This is a genomic window from Bhargavaea massiliensis, assembly GCF_050480245.1.
GTDB lineage: Bacteria > Bacillota > Bacilli > Bacillales > Anoxybacillaceae > Anoxybacillus.
Genome location: NZ_JBCNEQ010000020.1, coordinates 1 through 16,380 on the forward strand (window position 1 = coordinate 1; position 16,380 = coordinate 16,380).

15 protein-coding genes and 1 riboswitch are annotated in these 16,380 nt (G+C 45.0%); of the genes, 7 read left to right on the forward strand and 8 right to left on the reverse strand.

The window, feature by feature from the left end; genetic code table 11:
* Both ABEV15_RS05730 and ABEV15_RS05735 read left to right on the forward strand, forming a co-directional pair.
* Positions 1–203: hypothetical protein (locus ABEV15_RS05730; RefSeq protein ID WP_498852654.1), on the forward strand; the 203-nt coding region annotated here is incomplete at its 5' end.
* A gap of 1 nt (position 204) precedes the next feature.
* Positions 205–378: a DUF3813 domain-containing protein gene (locus ABEV15_RS05735; protein WP_498852615.1), complete on the forward strand. Its 174-nt coding sequence runs from the start codon at positions 205–207 to the stop codon at positions 376–378.
* Between the two features lie 23 nt (positions 379–401).
* Here ABEV15_RS05735 and ABEV15_RS05740 read toward each other — a convergent pair whose 3' ends face one another.
* On the reverse strand, positions 402–1,235 hold the full coding sequence (locus ABEV15_RS05740; RefSeq protein ID WP_498852616.1) for a YitT family protein: 834 nt from the start codon (positions 1,233–1,235) through the stop codon (positions 402–404).
* Between the two features lie 89 nt (positions 1,236–1,324).
* On the opposite strand from ABEV15_RS05740, the gene ABEV15_RS05745 reads away from it, so the two are divergent.
* Positions 1,325–2,188, forward strand: a complete 864-nt coding sequence (locus ABEV15_RS05745; protein WP_498852617.1) for a DegV family protein — start codon at positions 1,325–1,327, stop codon at positions 2,186–2,188.
* Positions 2,189–2,217: 29 nt separating this feature from the next.
* Positions 2,218–2,343, forward strand: a complete 126-nt coding sequence (locus ABEV15_RS05750) for a DUF3941 domain-containing protein (protein ID WP_003395443.1) — start codon at positions 2,218–2,220, stop codon at positions 2,341–2,343.
* Positions 2,344–2,374: 31 nt separating this feature from the next.
* On the opposite strand, the gene ABEV15_RS05755 is transcribed toward ABEV15_RS05750, so the two are convergent.
* Both ABEV15_RS05755 and ABEV15_RS05760 read right to left on the reverse strand, forming a co-directional pair.
* A complete protein-coding gene (locus tag ABEV15_RS05755; RefSeq protein ID WP_498852618.1) occupies positions 2,375–4,027 on the reverse strand; it encodes a methyl-accepting chemotaxis protein in 1,653 nt (550 codons plus the stop codon).
* Between the two features lie 12 nt (positions 4,028–4,039).
* Complete coding sequence (locus ABEV15_RS05760; RefSeq protein WP_498852619.1) at positions 4,040–5,005, reverse strand: BMP family lipoprotein; 966 nt, start codon at positions 5,003–5,005, stop codon at positions 4,040–4,042.
* Between the two features lie 166 nt (positions 5,006–5,171).
* Between ABEV15_RS05760 and ABEV15_RS05765 the strand changes: the two genes are divergently transcribed.
* From ABEV15_RS05765 to metH, 3 genes are all read left to right on the forward strand, one after another.
* A complete protein-coding gene (locus ABEV15_RS05765) occupies positions 5,172–5,663 on the forward strand; it encodes a YajQ family cyclic di-GMP-binding protein (RefSeq protein ID WP_498852620.1) in 492 nt (163 codons plus the stop codon).
* Positions 5,664–5,753: 90 nt separating this feature from the next.
* Positions 5,754–5,856: riboswitch (SAM riboswitch) on the forward strand.
* Positions 5,857–5,924: 68 nt separating this feature from the next.
* Positions 5,925–7,772: a bifunctional homocysteine S-methyltransferase/methylenetetrahydrofolate reductase gene (locus tag ABEV15_RS05770; protein WP_498852621.1), complete on the forward strand. Its 1,848-nt coding sequence runs from the start codon at positions 5,925–5,927 to the stop codon at positions 7,770–7,772.
* Complete coding sequence (gene metH, locus ABEV15_RS05775; protein ID WP_498852622.1) at positions 7,765–11,154, forward strand: methionine synthase; 3,390 nt, start codon at positions 7,765–7,767, stop codon at positions 11,152–11,154. The genes ABEV15_RS05770 and metH overlap by 8 nt, the downstream gene beginning before the upstream one ends.
* Positions 11,155–11,178: 24 nt before the next feature.
* Here the strand turns inward: metH and cobO are convergent, their stop codons facing one another.
* Genes cobO through ABEV15_RS05800 form a run of 5 tightly spaced genes read right to left on the reverse strand, consistent with a single transcriptional unit; the run spans position 11,179 to position 16,380 of the window.
* Positions 11,179–11,700 (reverse strand): cob(I)yrinic acid a,c-diamide adenosyltransferase, encoded by a 522-nt coding sequence (gene cobO, locus ABEV15_RS05780; protein ID WP_498852623.1) that lies wholly within the window; start codon positions 11,698–11,700, stop codon positions 11,179–11,181.
* Entirely contained in the window at positions 11,694–12,443 is a 750-nt protein-coding gene (cobA, locus tag ABEV15_RS05785) for a uroporphyrinogen-III C-methyltransferase (protein ID WP_498852624.1), read from the reverse strand. The genes cobO and cobA overlap by 7 nt, the downstream gene beginning before the upstream one ends.
* Complete coding sequence (locus ABEV15_RS05790; protein WP_498852625.1) at positions 12,436–13,950, reverse strand: cobyric acid synthase; 1,515 nt, start codon at positions 13,948–13,950, stop codon at positions 12,436–12,438. The genes cobA and ABEV15_RS05790 overlap by 8 nt, the downstream gene beginning before the upstream one ends.
* Entirely contained in the window at positions 13,943–15,319 is a 1,377-nt protein-coding gene (locus ABEV15_RS05795) for a cobyrinic acid a,c-diamide synthase CobB (protein ID WP_498852626.1), read from the reverse strand. Before ABEV15_RS05795 ends, ABEV15_RS05790 begins: the two co-directional genes overlap by 8 nt.
* On the reverse strand, positions 15,301–16,380 hold the full coding sequence (locus tag ABEV15_RS05800) for a cobalt-precorrin 5A hydrolase (RefSeq protein ID WP_498852627.1): 1,080 nt from the start codon (positions 16,378–16,380) through the stop codon (positions 15,301–15,303). Before ABEV15_RS05800 ends, ABEV15_RS05795 begins: the two co-directional genes overlap by 19 nt.

The following is a 16,380-nucleotide window of genomic DNA, read 5'->3' on the forward strand; positions in this document are numbered from 1 at the left end:
ACCAAGGTGCGAAATATGAGTCACAAGCGGCAAACAAGGGGGAATGTCATGTGGGCAAACGAAATAAATCAAAGCGCTTCATTCAACAGGGCGCCGATGCGGTATATAAACATGATGAACGCATTCCGTATCATATGACATACGAAGAAGCGGAACAACGCAAAGCAGAAAAAGCGGATCATACAAACCTTGGGGGATTTTAATATGGGCAATCCGTTATTTCAACAAGCGAAAAAAGCTGTCGCTAAAGCAAAAGAGGAAAAAACAGAACGCGCCATCGCTGTAGCGAAAAATGCGCTCTCATCCGCTTTTGCGAATGCGAACGATGCGGAGCGAAGACAGTTGCACAATTTGCAAGATGAGCTCGATACATTGTAAAAAGCTGCGCGTCACGCGCAGCTTTAATCTTTTCGGAAAAACCCGACAACTTCTGTCGTTTGCATAATATTTGTAAACGCCTTTGGATCGACTTCTTTAATAATTCGTTTTAAATCAAACAACTCATAACGTGTAATAACGATCATAAGCATATCTTTATCTTCGTTTAAAAATGCTCCTTTCGCCGGAATGACGGTAATGCCACGAATCATTTGTGACTTGATCGCTTGCTTCATCTCTTCTCCTTTTGTCGTAATAATGAGCGCTGTCAATTTTTGATGGCGCGTATGAATTGCATCAATGACACGCGTTGTCACATACAACGTCACGAGCGTATATAACGCTTTTTCCCATCCGTACACATATCCAGCTGTTAAAATAATAATCGAGTTTAACGCAAAAATGTACGTGCCGACCGAACGATCGTTTACACGCGACAATACGAGCGCAATAATATCTAATCCGCCTGTTGACGCCCCCCATTTTAACGTCCAGCCCGTTCCAGCTGCCGCAATGACCCCGCCGAATACCGCATTTAATAAAATATCTTCAGAAAGCGGACGAACGGGAATGAGTTCAAGAAATAAAGACATAAATACGACGCTTAAAAAGCTATAAAACGTAAACGACTTCCCTACTTTTTTCCATCCTAAAATGGCCACAGGAATGTTAAATAAAAAGAGCAACAAACCTGTCGAAATAGCATAAGGCGTATAGTCGCCAACAACTTTTGAAATGAGCTGCGCAGCGCCAGCAAATCCGCTCGTATATACGTTCGCTGGAATTAAAAATAAATTCATGCCGATGGCGTTCAACAGTCCGCCAATGGCAACGACAAATAATTTTTTGACATTCACAAAGCATCCTCCTAATAAAGCGATAAAATTGTTTTTTTTCATGATAATCGCTACACTTAAAAGTAAGTACATACACAGGGGTGATGGAAGTGAATATTAAAATTATAGCGGATAGCGGGTGCGATTTGCCACTTTCTTTTATACAAGAAAAACAAATTGCTTTTTTCCCATTAGTCGTTCATATAAACGACCGCGACTACGACGACCAGCTGACGATTCAGCCTAAGCAAGTGTACGACGCGATGCGCAACGGAGATGTGCCGAAAACATCGCAAGCGAAACCTTCACAAATGGAAGAACTATTTACGACATTTGCAAAAGAAAATATTCCTGCCATTTATATTGCTTTTTCTTCTGCTTTATCCGGCACGTATCAAACGGCTGTTATGATGAGAAACGCTGTGCTTGAACAATACCCCCATGCAAAATTGACAGTCATCGACTCAAAATGCGCATCGCTCGGTCTTGGACTTGTCGTGAAAAAAGCAGTCGAGCTAGCGGAAAGCGGCATGGCGTATGAAGATGTCGTTACAACCATTGAAACGTATTGTCGCCACATGGAACATATTTTTACCGTCGATGACTTGCAATATTTAGCACGCGGTGGCCGCGTCAGCAAAACGGCGGCGTTTGTTGGCGGAGTATTAAACATTAAACCGCTTCTTCACGTCGAGGACGGAAAATTAATTCCGATTGAAAAAGTGCGCGGACGGAAAAAAGTACTTAAACGCATGATCGAGCTCATGCAAGAGCGCGGGGCAGACGTTCAAAATCAACTGATCGGCATTAGCCACGGCGACGATGAACAAACGGCGCTTGAACTCAGAGCGATGATTGAAGAAACGTTCGGTTGCAAACAATTTTTCATTTCTGAAATTGGCTGCACCATCGGAGCGCATGCTGGCCCAGGCACGATCGCCCTCTTTTTCTTGAATAAGCAACTCGAGCAATGATTACACTACCTCTCAAAGGGGGCGAAACGATGACGAGCGATAATGACAAAAAAGCAAAAGACAATAACGCGAAACGACACGAAAAAAATATGGAGCGCGAAAAAAACCGCCAAGCTGGCAAACGCGCCTACTCGAAAGAAACGAATCATTTGTAAAGAAAAAGATGCTCGCGCGGAGCATCTTTTTCTATTTCATTTGAAACTTTGCCATCGTCCGTTGTAAATCATCGGTAAGTTGACGCAACGTCGTCACTTTTTCGCTCATTTTTTTGAATGCTTCTAACTGCTCCACCATCGACGCGGCAATTTCTTCTCTGCCTGCTGCCGACTGTTCAACGACCGCACTAATGCTTTCAACATTTTGCAAGACGTTTTTGCCAAGCTCTTTCGATTCATTCATGCCGATGACAAGCGCTTGAATATCGGTCGTAATATGGTGTACTTTTTTCTCAATGGCACTAAACGCCTCTGTCGTTGTTTCAATTGCTTTTGTTTGCGCCTCAGCAATATCTACCGCGCGGCGAACCGCTTCGGTGACGTTCGTTAACCCCGATTGAATGAGGTGAACCATCTCAAAAATTTGGCTTGTCGCTTTTGATGATTCTTCCGCAAGCTTGCGCACTTCTTCGGCGACGACTGCAAATCCTTTGCCTGCTTCCCCTGCTCGCGCCGCTTCAATCGCCGCATTTAGCGCCAATAAGTTCGTCTGCGTCGCAATGTCGGATACTGCTTTTGCCATATCTTCAATTTTTCTTGCATACGTCGCAAACTGTTCAGTCGATTGTTCAATGGAGGCAGTCGCTTGTGCATTTTCATCAATAAACGCTTTTTGTTCCGCCAACACCGCTTGACCGTGCTCAATCGCTTCGACCGCTTCATCGCTATAACGAGCCGTTTGTTCGGTACGCCCTACGTTCTCTTGTACAGTGTGTTCCATTCGTTCAATGAGCTGTACTGCATGTTGTAAATCTTCGGAAATGCTTTGCGCTCCAGCCGACAATTCATTTGTTGATACAGCCACTTGATTATTAATTTCTGTTAACGTTTTTGTTTCTTCATCAATTTCTTTTGCAAACGACTCGACTTGCTTGCTTACCGTATCGATCGACTGAAGCAAGCTATTGAGCTGATCAGCCATCGTTGTAAATGCCGCATTTAAATCAGCAAGCTCATCTTTTCCGTCATATTGAACACGTTCAATACGCAAATCGCCGCTTGCAATTTGTTTCGCATTTTGTGCAATATGACGAAGAGGAGTTGTAATTTTTTTCGTTAGTCGGAATCCGCTAAATCCCGCAAACAATAACAAAACAGCAATCCCAACAAGCGAAATCGTAATGACGCGCTCAATTTGTTTTTGTAACGTTTGTTGCATATACGCATAATATTCAGCGACATATGTGTTTACGACGTATATATCGTTTAATACCCCTTCTGCTCGCATCGACTGGCGGCGAATTTCTGCGACATTCCGTTCGTCAAGCGCTACTTTTGATTCTTTTGCTAGCGCGGCAAATTTTTTATTGGCTTGTTCAAGCGCAGGGCGAACGTACGATTGTGTCAGCCCTTTATTTAATACGTGAAGTAACTTTTCGGATTCTTCGAGATGAACGAGCACTTCTTGTTTGTTTCCTTCTGTCGGGCTATAAGCATAGTTGCTTAAACTTTGCTTCGTCGCTTTCAGCTCTGCTTGTAGATGTTGCGCCTTCATCATAAGCGGCACGAAATCCCGATTGGACGATTGAATCGAAAGCATGTTCATAATAATAAACACGATAATGGCGCCGGCAATGATTGGCGTTGCTAATGAATGAAATAATAATCGTTGTTTAATCGACATCGTATCCCTCCTTTATTGTGCTATGCCGCTTGTCGCCTTTTCTTTCCATTTTTCAAGCGTCGCTTGTTGTTCTGGACTGAGCGTCACGACACGAATCGGTGCTAAATCGACGCCGTTTTCTTTTAAGCCAAGTTCAACCGTTCCTTTCGGCACTTCTTTCTTTTCAACATACTGTTTAATGACCGTATATAATGCCACATCTACATTTTTTAACATCGATGTGACAACCGCTTTTTCCGCATAAAAATATTGGTCACTATCAACACCGATCGCGTACTTTTTGTTCATCTCCGCCTCGCGTAACACCCCAACGCCTGTAAACCCTGCTGCTGCATACAACACATCTGCCCCATTGGCAATCATTTGTTTGGCGATTTGTGCCCCAAGTTTGTCATCACCGAAATTGCCGGCATACACTTCTTGCACGTTTACTTCTGGTTTCACCGCTTTTACCCCTTGAATAAAGCCATTCGCAAACTTGCGAATTAACGGCACATCCGCTCCGCCAACAAAGCCAACGTTGTTCGTTTTCGTCAACATGCCAGCGACGACGCCCGCTAAAAAGCTTCCTTCATCTTCTTTAAACGTAATCGAAGTGATGTTTGGTAAATCAGACACCGCATCAATTAATATAAATTGTTGTTTCGGATATTTTTTCGCGACTTTTTCTAAATCTTGTTGCACCATAAACCCAAGTCCGATGACGAGATCGTTTCCAGCTTCAACAAGTTCCGTTAACCCTTTTTCATACGTTCCCGTTTCTTTTAACTCGCGATAATCAAAAAAGACGCCAAGTTCATCACGCGCCTTCATCAATCCTTTAAACGCGGAGTCGCTAAATGATTGATCGCCAAGTCCAACGTCTGATAACATAATGCCAATTTTTACACGCTCTTTCGGTTGAAAGGAACTCGTTTGTGAACACCCTGCGGCAACGAGCAAAACGATTGCCACGATGAGTGAAAATACTTTTTTCATAAAATTTCCTCATCTCCTTACTATTCGATTAAATCTCACTTCATTTATTATATCGACAACATTCGACAGTTTGTTTACTTTTTAATATAAATATTTTGTAAAGTTGTTCATATGCCAACAATCGACTATAATGGAAACACAACGAATTCATGTTGAGGTGATAATGATGTCAAAAGAAAGTTCATTTGATATTGTGTCAAAAGTCGACTTGTCGGAAGTAACAAACGCCGTCAACATCGCGTTAAAAGAAATTCAAAACCGCTATGATTTTAAAGGGAGCAAAAGCGACATTTCGCTTGAAAAAGATGAACTCATTTTAATTTCTGACGATGAATTTAAGCTCGAACAACTCAAAGATGTGCTCATCGGCAAGCTTATTAAACGAGGCGTACCAACGAAAAACATTCAGTACGGAAAAATCGAACCTGCTTCTGGCGGAACGGTGCGCCAACGTGCAAAACTCGTCCAAGGCATCGACAAAGAAAATGCGAAAAAAATTAACACAATCATTAAAAATACAGGCTTAAAAGTAAAAAGTCAAATTCAAGAAGATCAAATTCGCGTCAGCGGCAAAAGTAAAGACGACCTGCAAAAAGTCATCGCCGCCATTCGCGAAGCAGACTTGCCAATCGACGTCCAATTCGTCAACTATCGCTAAAGAAGGTAATACGCCTTCTTTTTTATTTTTAAATAAAATAGTTGAATATTTCTAAAAAATCAGTTACATTTATGAGTAACTTCATATAACGTCTTATCGAGAGAAGGGGAGGGACTGGCCCGATGAACCTTCAGCAACCTGACGATCGTCAAGGTGCTAAGTCCAGACAAGCGATTCGCTTGGAAGATAAGAAGGAGCGCACAACGTCTTCTTCTTATGGAGAAGACTTTTTTAGTTTGAAAAAGAAACGGAGGAATGGACGTGGGACTGTTAGACGATTTAAAACATCGCATCGTCATCGCCGATGGAGCGATGGGGACATTATTATATGCGCACGGCATCGATCGTTGCTTTGAAGAATTAAACATAACAAAACCGGAAGAAATCGTTCATATTCATGAAGCGTATATCGAAGCAGGAGCTGAAGTGATCCAAACGAACACATATGGCGCCAACTATGTAAAACTTGCTCGCTACGGCTTGCAAGACGATGTGAAAGAAATCAATAAAGCGGCTGTCCAACTTGCCAAACAAGCCTCAAAAGGACGCGCCTACGTGCTCGGTACGATCGGAGGATTGCGCAGCACAAACAAAAGCACGATTTCGCTTGAAGAAGTGAAACGGACGTTCCGTGAACAGCTGTATGTGTTGTTAAACGAAAATGTTGACGGACTTTTACTTGAAACGTATTACGATTTCGAAGAATTACAAACTGTTCTTTCCATCGCTCGTAAAGAAACGACGTTGCCGATCATCGCCCACGTCACGCTTCATGACATTGGCGTCTTGCAACATGGCACGCCGCTTGCTGAAGCGCTTTATCAATTAGAACAACTTGGCGCCGATGTCGTCGGCTTAAATTGTCATCTCGGCCCATATCATATGTTGCGCTCGCTTGAAGAAGTGCCGATTCCGACACGCGCTTTTTTATCGGTATATCCAAACGCAAGCTTGCCGCAATATCGCGACGGCCGCTTCATTTACGAAACGAGCGAACAATATTTTGAAGAAACGGCGCGTGCCTTTCGCGAGCAAGGAGTTCGGCTCATCGGAGGCTGTTGCGGCACGACGCCAAAACATATTGCTGCAATCGCCCGCGCTCTTTCCGATCGCACACCTGTATATAAAAAAGAAGTAAAACAACGACATACGATCATCGTTCAAGAAGCAGAACAAACGAAAGAGCCTTCCCTCGCCGACATCGCACGCACGCGACGGTCGATTATCGTCGAGCTCGATCCGCCAAAAAAACTCGGCTTAACAAAATTTTTAGAAGGCGCAAAAGCATTAAAAGAAGCACACATTGATGCGTTAACGCTTGCCGACAACTCGCTTGCAACACCTCGCATTAGCAACGTCGCTGTCGGAACGATCGTGAAACAACAACTGAACATGCGCCCGCTTATTCATATTACATGCCGTGACCGCAATTTGATCGGCTTGCAGTCGCACTTAATGGGGCTTTATACGCTCGGCATGACCGATGTGCTCGCTTTAACCGGCGATCCATCGAAAGTCGGCGACTTTCCGGGGGCAACGTCCGTATACGATTTATCGTCATTTGACCTTATTTCGTTAATTCGGCAATTTAACGAAGGGCTTTCGTATTCGGGCAAACCACTCGGACAAAAAACGAATTTTTCGATCGCCGCTGCCTTTAACCCGAACGTACGCCATCTAGATAAAGCGGTCAAGCGGCTAGAGAAAAAAATCGAATGCGGGGCGCACTACTTTTTAACACAGCCGCTTTATAGCGAAAAACAAATTGAAGACGTCTATGAAGCGACAAAGCATTTATCAACACCGATTTACATCGGCATTATGCCTTTGACAAGCGCGCGCAACGCCGACTTTTTACACCATGAAGTGCCGGGCATTACATTGTCTGATGACATTCGCGCTCGCATGGCCGCTTGTGCCAACGACCCGATTCAAGCAACAAAAGAAGGATTGGCAATCGCCAAATCGCTCATCGATGCAGCATTCGATTTATTCCATGGCATCTATTTAATTACACCATTTTTACGCTACGACATGACGGTCGAACTCGTTCGCTACATTCATGAAAAAGAGCGGCTCGCAAAAGAAAGGACGGTTTACCATGGCTAGTTTATTTGAACAGCTCGAAAAGAAAATTTTAATTATTGACGGTGCGATGGGAACGATGATCCAAGCGGCCAACTTAACAGCGGACGATTTTGGCGGTGAAGCGTTTGAAGGATGTAACGAATATTTAACGCTCACTGCCCCGCACGTCATTTCGCGTATTCATGAAGCTTATTTTGCGGCAGGTGCGGACATCGTCGAAACAAATACGTTTGGTGCGACACGCATCGTCTTAGACGAATACAACCTCGGCCATTTGGCGCTTGAATTAAATATCGAAGCCGCTAAACTCGCCAAACAAGTGGCAGAAAAATATACAACGAACGATTGGCCTCGCTTCGTAGCTGGCTCGATGGGCCCGACGACAAAAACGTTGTCTGTCACAGGCGGAGCAACGTTCGCTGAACTCGTTTCTTCCTATGAAGAACAAGCGCGCGGTTTATTGCTTGGCGGCGTCGATTTGTTGTTGTTAGAAACGTGCCAAGATACGTTAAACGTCAAAGCAGCTTTTATCGGCATAACAGAAGCGTTTAAAGCGGTCGGAAAACAAGTGCCGCTTATGATTTCTGGAACGATTGAACCGATGGGAACGACGCTTGCGGGTCAAACGATCGAATCGTTTTTTATTTCTATTCAACATATGAAACCATTGGCGGTCGGCTTAAACTGCGCAACAGGTCCTGAATTTATGACCGATCATTTGCGCTCACTCGCTTCAATAGCGAACACGGCTGTCAGCTGTTATCCGAACGCAGGTCTTCCAGACGAAGAAGGGCGTTATCACGAAACACCGGAAATGCTCGCGAAAAAAATTCGCCAATTTGCCGAAAAAGGATGGTTAAATATCGTCGGCGGATGTTGCGGCACGACGCCAGAACATATTCGCGCGATCGCCGAAGCCGTTCGCGACATTCCACCGCGTACGATTCCGAAGCAGTTTGCAATGCACGCCGTCTCTGGCATTGATGCGCTCATTTACGACGAAACGATGCGCCCGCTTTTTGTCGGAGAACGAACAAACGTCATCGGTTCGCGCAAGTTTAAACGGCTCATTGCGGAAGGAAAATATGAAGAAGCGGCAGAAATTGCTCGCGCTCAAGTCAAAAACGGGGCGCACGTCATCGACATTTGTTTAGCGGACCCTGACCGCGATGAAAAAGAAGATATGGAGCAATTTATTCAACAAGTCGTGAAAAAAGTAAAAGTGCCGCTTGTTATCGACTCGACCGATGAAGACGTCATCGCCTGCGCATTGTCGTATTCACAAGGAAAAGCGATCATTAACTCCATTAATTTAGAAGACGGAGAAGAGCGGTTTGAAAAAATTGTTCCGCTCCTTCATCAATACGGGGCAGCGGTCGTCGTCGGCACGATTGACGAACAAGGGATGGCGATTGATGCGAAACGAAAGCTGGACATCGCCCTTCGTTCATACGATTTACTCGTCAACAAATACGGTGTTTCACCGCACGACATTATTTTCGATCCGCTCGTTTTTCCGATCGGCACAGGAGACGAACAATATATTGGCGCAGCAAAAGAGACGATCGAAGGCATTCGTCTCATTAAACAACATTTACCAAACTGTTTAACGATACTCGGCATTAGTAACGTGTCCTTCGGTTTGCCACCTGTCGGACGCGAAGTGTTAAACTCCGTCTTTTTATACCATTGCACACAAGCCGGGCTCGATTATGCGATCGTCAATACGGAAAAATTAGAGCGATTCGCTTCCATTCCAGAAGAAGAAGTACGCTTAGCCGAGGCATTGTTATTCGACACAAACGATGAAACGTTAAACGCGTTTATTCAATTTTATCGCGATAAAACGAAACAGCCGAAACAAGCAAACGTCCATATGACGTTAGAAGAACGGCTCGCCACATACGTCATCGAAGGAACGAAAGACGGACTGATCGAAGATTTGACGCTCGCTTTACAAACGTACAGTCCGCTTGACATTATTAACGGTCCGTTGATGAAAGGGATGGATGAAGTCGGTCGCTTGTTTAATGATAACCAGCTCATCGTTGCGGAAGTACTGCAAAGCGCGGAGGTGATGAAAGCAGCGGTCGCCTTTTTAGAGCCGTATATGGAGAAAAATGAAACGAGCACGAAAGGAACGGTGCTGCTTGCGACCGTCAAAGGCGATGTGCACGACATCGGCAAAAATTTAGTCGACATCATTTTAAGCAACAACGGGTTCCGCGTCGTTGACTTAGGCATTAAAGTGACGCCACAACAACTGATCGAAGCGGTGCGTCACGAACAGCCAGATATGATTGGCTTGTCGGGGCTGCTTGTGAAATCGGCACAACAAATGGTGCTTACCGCGCAAGACTTAAAACAAGCCGGCATTTCGTTACCGATTTTAGTTGGTGGCGCGGCTCTATCGCGCAAGTTTACTGATACGAAAATTGCCCCCGAATATGACGGCATCGTCTTATACGCCAAAGACGCGATGGAAGGACTTACGCTTGCGAATCGCATCGTCCAACAAGACATCGCCTATGAGAAAAAAGAAAAAATTGAACGTGTAACGGAACGACAAAGCGCCGTCGCCGTCATGACAAAATCGAACGTGAAGCCGGCGCCCGTTTATGTTCCGACCGATACAGAGCGACATATATTGCAACACATTCCGCTTTCGTATATTGAACCGTACGTCAATTGGCAAATGCTTCTTGGCCACCATCTCGGTTTAAAAGGAAATGTAAAAAAGCTATTGGCGGAAGGAAACGAAAAAGCGATCATGTTAAAAGAGTTGATCGATGAACTGCTCGCTGAAGCAAAACAAACAACGTCACTTGCACCAAAAGCGGTATATCAATTTTTCCCAGCGAAAAGCGACGGCAATACGGTCATCATTTACGACCCGCGCGATCAACAAACGGTCATTGAAACGTTTACGTTTCCAAGGCAAACGAAAGCACCGTATTTATGTTTAGCAGACTATCTTTCTAATGAACAAATCGACTACGTCGGGCTATTTGCTGTCACCGCTGGAGCAGGTGTACGCGATTTAGCATTACGTTTCAAAGAAGAAGGGCAGTTTTTAAAGAGCCATGCGATTCAAGCGTTAGCGCTTGAACTAGCGGAAGGATTAGCAGAGCGCGTTCATCAAATTATGCGCGACCGTTGGGGCTTTCCTGATTCGCCTGATTTTACGATGGAAGAACGGTTTGCAGCAAAATACCAAGGACAACGTTTTTCTTTCGGCTATCCTGCTTGTCCAAATCTCGAAGACCAAGAGAAACTATTCCGCCTTTTACGCCCAGAAGAAATCGGCATTCATTTAACGGAAGGCTATATGATGGAACCAGAAGCATCCGTTTCAGCGATCGTCTTCGCCCATCCGGAAGCGAGATACTTTAATGTGTTGTGAAAAAGCTGACTTTAGTCAGCTTTTTCACAAATCAATCCCTTTGATCGCATGAACGCCTTCATGGTAATAATGTTTCACTTCTTTCATTTCCGTCACTAAATCAGCAAGTTGAATGATGTCCTCTTTTGCACCTCTTCCTGTTACGACAACGTGCGTATGCGCAGGCTTGTTCATTAGCGTATGCACAACATCTTGTATTGGCAAAACATCGTCAATTGGAAACGATGTAATTGCTAACGCCACATTTAACTCATCTAAAATGACGACATCGTATATCCCCGATTGCACACGTTCTTTCGCTAACGACCACCCTTTTAGTAACGCTTCGCGATGCTCAGCTGGCGTTTTCGTCCATGTAAATCCTACACCTGTTTGATGCACGTCGATGCCGAGCTGCTGTAATATTTTCGCTTCGCCATATGGACGGTGCGGCGACTTAATAAATTGAATGACGATCACCTTTTTCCCATGACCTGCCGCACGAACGGCAAGACCGACCGCGGCAGTTGTTTTTCCTTTCCCGTCTCCTGTATAAACAATCACCATGTTTCTTCCATCCACTTTAACTGATCGTGCAGTTTCACAACATCCCCGACGACAATAATAGCAGGGGAAGAAAGTCTTTTCTCTTGTACGATGTCAACAATCGTTTGTAACGTACCTACGACCGTTCGTTGCTCATTTGTCGTTGCCCATTCAATGACCGCCACCGGCGTATGCTCATCTTTTCCATGACGTTTCAGCTGTTCGCAAATGTAAGCGATATTTGCCATCCCCATATAAAATACGATCGTATCTGTCGCTTGACTTAATGCATCCCAACGAATGCGATCGCGCTCTCCGCTTTGATGTCCAGCGATGAACGTCACCCCACCCGCATAGTTGCGATGCGTCACCGGAATGCCAGCATATGCTGGCGCGGCCACACCAGCTGTCACCCCGGGGACAATTTCATACGGAATGCCATGTGCGCGTAAATGTTCTGCCTCTTCGCCACCGCGACCGAACATAAACGGATCGCCGCCTTTTAATCGTACGACTGTTTTTCCTTGCAACGCATATTGTACAAGCCATTCGTGAATTTGTTGTTGAATATTTCCATGCTTTTTCGGTTCTTTTCCACAATATACAAATTCTGTCCCTTCTTTCGCGTAAGCCAACAGTTCGCGACTAATGAGGCGATCGTAAATAATAACGTCCGCCTTTTCAATACATTCTCGTCCATAAACAGTAATGAGCTTCGGATTCCCTGGGCCTGCCCCGACAATGTACACTTTTCCTTTATGCATCACCATATCTCCCCTTTTGAAATTCGATCATTTTTCGTTCAATCGCTTTCACATCGACATGTTTTTCAACACAATCAGCTAAGTCATCAAATGCTTGCGCTCGCAATTGCCGATAATGTGGGCGCTCCATTAACGGTGAAAGTTGTTTTTTTCCTCGCACATCATTTAGCAAATAATGACGAAACGCGTCGTTATGAAATATGTCGTGCATATACGTACCAATGATGCGTTCATCTTTTGTTTTACACCCGTCTGTTTTTCCTTTTAACAAAATAAGTGGATCACCTTGCTTTACGATCGAACGTCCCATATGAATTTCATAACCTTTTACATAAAACATTTCGTTTTTGTACACTAATGTTCCTTCACATAATACTGTCGTTTTTTCACACGAGAGTGTCGTCTCAATCGGCAACAAACTTAATCCATCGATGTCATCGAGCGGTGTTTCAACATGAAACGGATCTTTTATACACTGTCCAAGCATTTGATATCCGCCACAAACACCGATTATTGTCACATCCGATCGTTCATATAAACGGCGAATGTGAGAAAATAAACCGGTTTCTTTTAAAAAACGAACGTCTTCAATCGTATTTTTACTTCCAGGCAAAATGAGTATGTCTGGCTCGCCTAACGACGACGCATCCGACACAAACCGCACGGAACAGTCTGGCTCTGCAAAAAACGGATCAATGTCTGTAAAATTTGACAAACGTGGGTATTGAATGACCGCTACATCGATCGCTTTCGTATCGTCTTTTTTTGTCGTATAACGAGAAAGCGTCACCGAATCTTCAGCATCGATTCGCATAGGCACATACGGCACAACCCCGAGCACCGGCACGCCTGTATATTGCTCAAACCATCGCAGACCCGGTTGAAGAAGTGAAAGGTCGCCGCGAAATTTATTAATGATGACACCAATGACGCGGTGGCGATCTTGTTCCTCTAATAGCTGCAACGTGCCGACTAAACTCGCAAACACTCCGCCGCGTTCAATATCACCAACAAGCACGACCGGCGCATTCGCCATGCGTGCTACACGCATATTCACAAGCTCCCGATCATTTAAATTTACCTCTGCGGGGCTTCCGGCTCCTTCGATGACGAGCCGATCGTATTGCTTCATCAACATATCAAGCGATTGTTGAATAAGCTGAAGTCCAGTATGAAAAAACTCGCTTCGGTAGTCGCTCGCCTTCATATTTCCGTACGGTTTTCCATGTACGACAATTTGCGCTTCTTGATCACGGCTTGGCTTAATTAAAATCGGATTCATATGCGTCGTCGCCAACACGCCTGCTGCTTCCGCCTGCACCCCTTGCGCGCGCCCGATTTCTTTTCCGTCAACCGTCACATATGAATTAAGCGACATATTTTGTGATTTAAATGGAGCCGTTTTCCATCCTTTTCGTGCAAAGATGCGACAAAAAGCAGTGGCAAGGATGCTTTTTCCGGCATCTGAATGCGTCCCTTGAAACATAATTGGAAGCGCCTTACGCATCGTCTTTCACCTCGCTACACGCCTTGAGCCATCGCTCAACAAGCAAAGGATTTGATGGAAAATAAAAATGAACGTAGCCGGCAATAAGACGTTTATCCATATAGCCATCTAATTTACATCCTCGCAACCCTTTCACTTCATATGCAAACTTTTCTTCTTTGCGTGGGACAAACGTCGAGTAATGAAATTCGTGACCTTTTGCTCTGTCATATTCAAGCAAAAAGTTCCCCTTTCGTCCCGTCACTTCGCGATATCCGAGAGCAGCGAGCTTTTGCTGCATACGTACGTATCCTGGGATGACGCCGACCATCTCATAATATCGTTCGTCAGTTGTCGTCATAATTCCTTCCGTTAAATACATAAATCCGCCGCACTCCGCAAGCGTCGGCAAACCGCGGTGAATCGCCTCGGCAATCGAACGCTTCGCTTGTTCATGACGGGCAAGTTCAGCTGCAAATTCCTCTGGAAATCCCCCTCCAATATATAACCCGTGTACATCGTGCGGAACGCATTCACCGACGAGTGGAGAAAAATAAACGAGTGTTGCCCCATACGCCCGAAGCATTTCTAAATTTTCTTCGTAATAAAAATGAAATGCAGCATCTCTCGCGACAGCTATGCGCACATCGTACGTTTGCTTCGGCTGAAAAAATGGAGCGCTCGTCAGCTCATTCGCCTCGGCTAAGTCCCATATCGCATCCAAATCAACCGTTTTCTCTATTAGCTTGCCAAGCTCATTAAAAAACGGCTGAAGTTCTCCCCGCTCGACAGAAGGAACAAGCCCTAAATGACGCTCTGGAATCTTCAAATCGTTTTCTTTTAACAAATAGCCAACGACAGGAATACCGCATCGTTGTTCAATCGCTTCTTTGACGAGGCGAAAATGCCCTTCGCTCCCAACGCGATTCGCAATAACTCCAACGATGCGAACGCGCTCATCAAACCGTTGAAACCCGCGCACGACAGCCGCCGCACTTCGCGCCATTCCTGAACAATCAACGACTAACAACACCGGGCTTTCCGTGATGATGCTAATTTCTGCAGTGGAACCTTCATTTGCCGTCGCTCGCTTCCCATCAAATAGTCCCATCACCCCTTCGATGATCGACAAATGCGCTCCTTCGCTCCCACGGCTACATACGTGGCGCACAATTTGTTCGTTCCCCATCCAACTATCTAAGTTGCGCGAACGTCTTCCTGTTACCGCTGTATGATACGTCGGATCAATATAATCAGGCCCGCACTTAAAACCTTGCACAACATATCCTTTTTGTTTAAATGCGCTCATTAAGCCGAGCGTCACCGTCGTCTTGCCGACACCGCTTCCCGTTCCTGCAACGACAATTCTCCTCACTCTTGTCCCTCCCATAGTGCAACAGAAATCGTCACATTCCCACTCTTTTTTTTCGTTAACACAAGCTTATTTTGTCCGCTATATCGCTTCGCTGCAGGTTCGCTTACACCATATGCCCCAGTATAGCGAAATACTGTTTCAGACGGTTCATCAATCGGAACGGCGTTTAATTGTTCGGGCGTATAAAAAATAAGCGGCCATCCATATTTGTTTGCGACGGCTAGCAACCCTTCTTCATCTTTTTTTAAATCGATCGTGCATAATGCTTTCACGCTTTTTAGCGAAAAACGAAGCTGTTGTAACGTATCGCAAATGACTTGTTCAATTTCTTGTGCGCTTGTCCCACGATTGCACCCGATGCCAATAACAATCACTTTCGGACGATACAACACTCCATGTTGTAAAATGGCTTGTTCCTCTTTCTCGAGCAGCCGATGCGTCACAACTAATGCTGCATCAGGCCTTGCTTTCAGCGCTTCCGCAATCGACCCATATGTACGAATGTTCGCTGGAAGCGGTGCATCATATGTCCACCAATGCCGCTCCCCTGATTCTTGGACAATCGCGACGTGTTGCTCGTTCACAACGGCGGCGCTCACAGGTGTCAAATTGTTTTCATTTTCCCATTCCCATCCGAACGAGTGACCGAATAAGTCAACCGCAATCGTTTGCTGCACATCGGATGCTGTCGTAATGACTGGACGGGCATGCAGCAATGCCGCTACTTGGCGCGTTAATTCGTTTGCCCCACCTAAATGGCCGGACAACACACTAATGACATGCTCCGCTTTATCATCAATCACGACAACGGCTGGATCTGTTTTTTTATCTTTTAACAACGGCGCAATCATGCGTACAACGGCACCGAGCGAAATAATAAGAATGAGCCCGCGATACGTCGCAAACCACGTTGCTAAATGAACGCGAACGTTCCCTGAAAATAAACGAATACCTTTTTGCTCTTCGTCACCTTTGGCAAACTTATCCGTATAATAAATGTGCGCATCAGGAAGTTTTTCGTGCAGTTTTCTCGCTATTTCTACCCCATGCTTTGTAATCGCTACAACCGCATACAT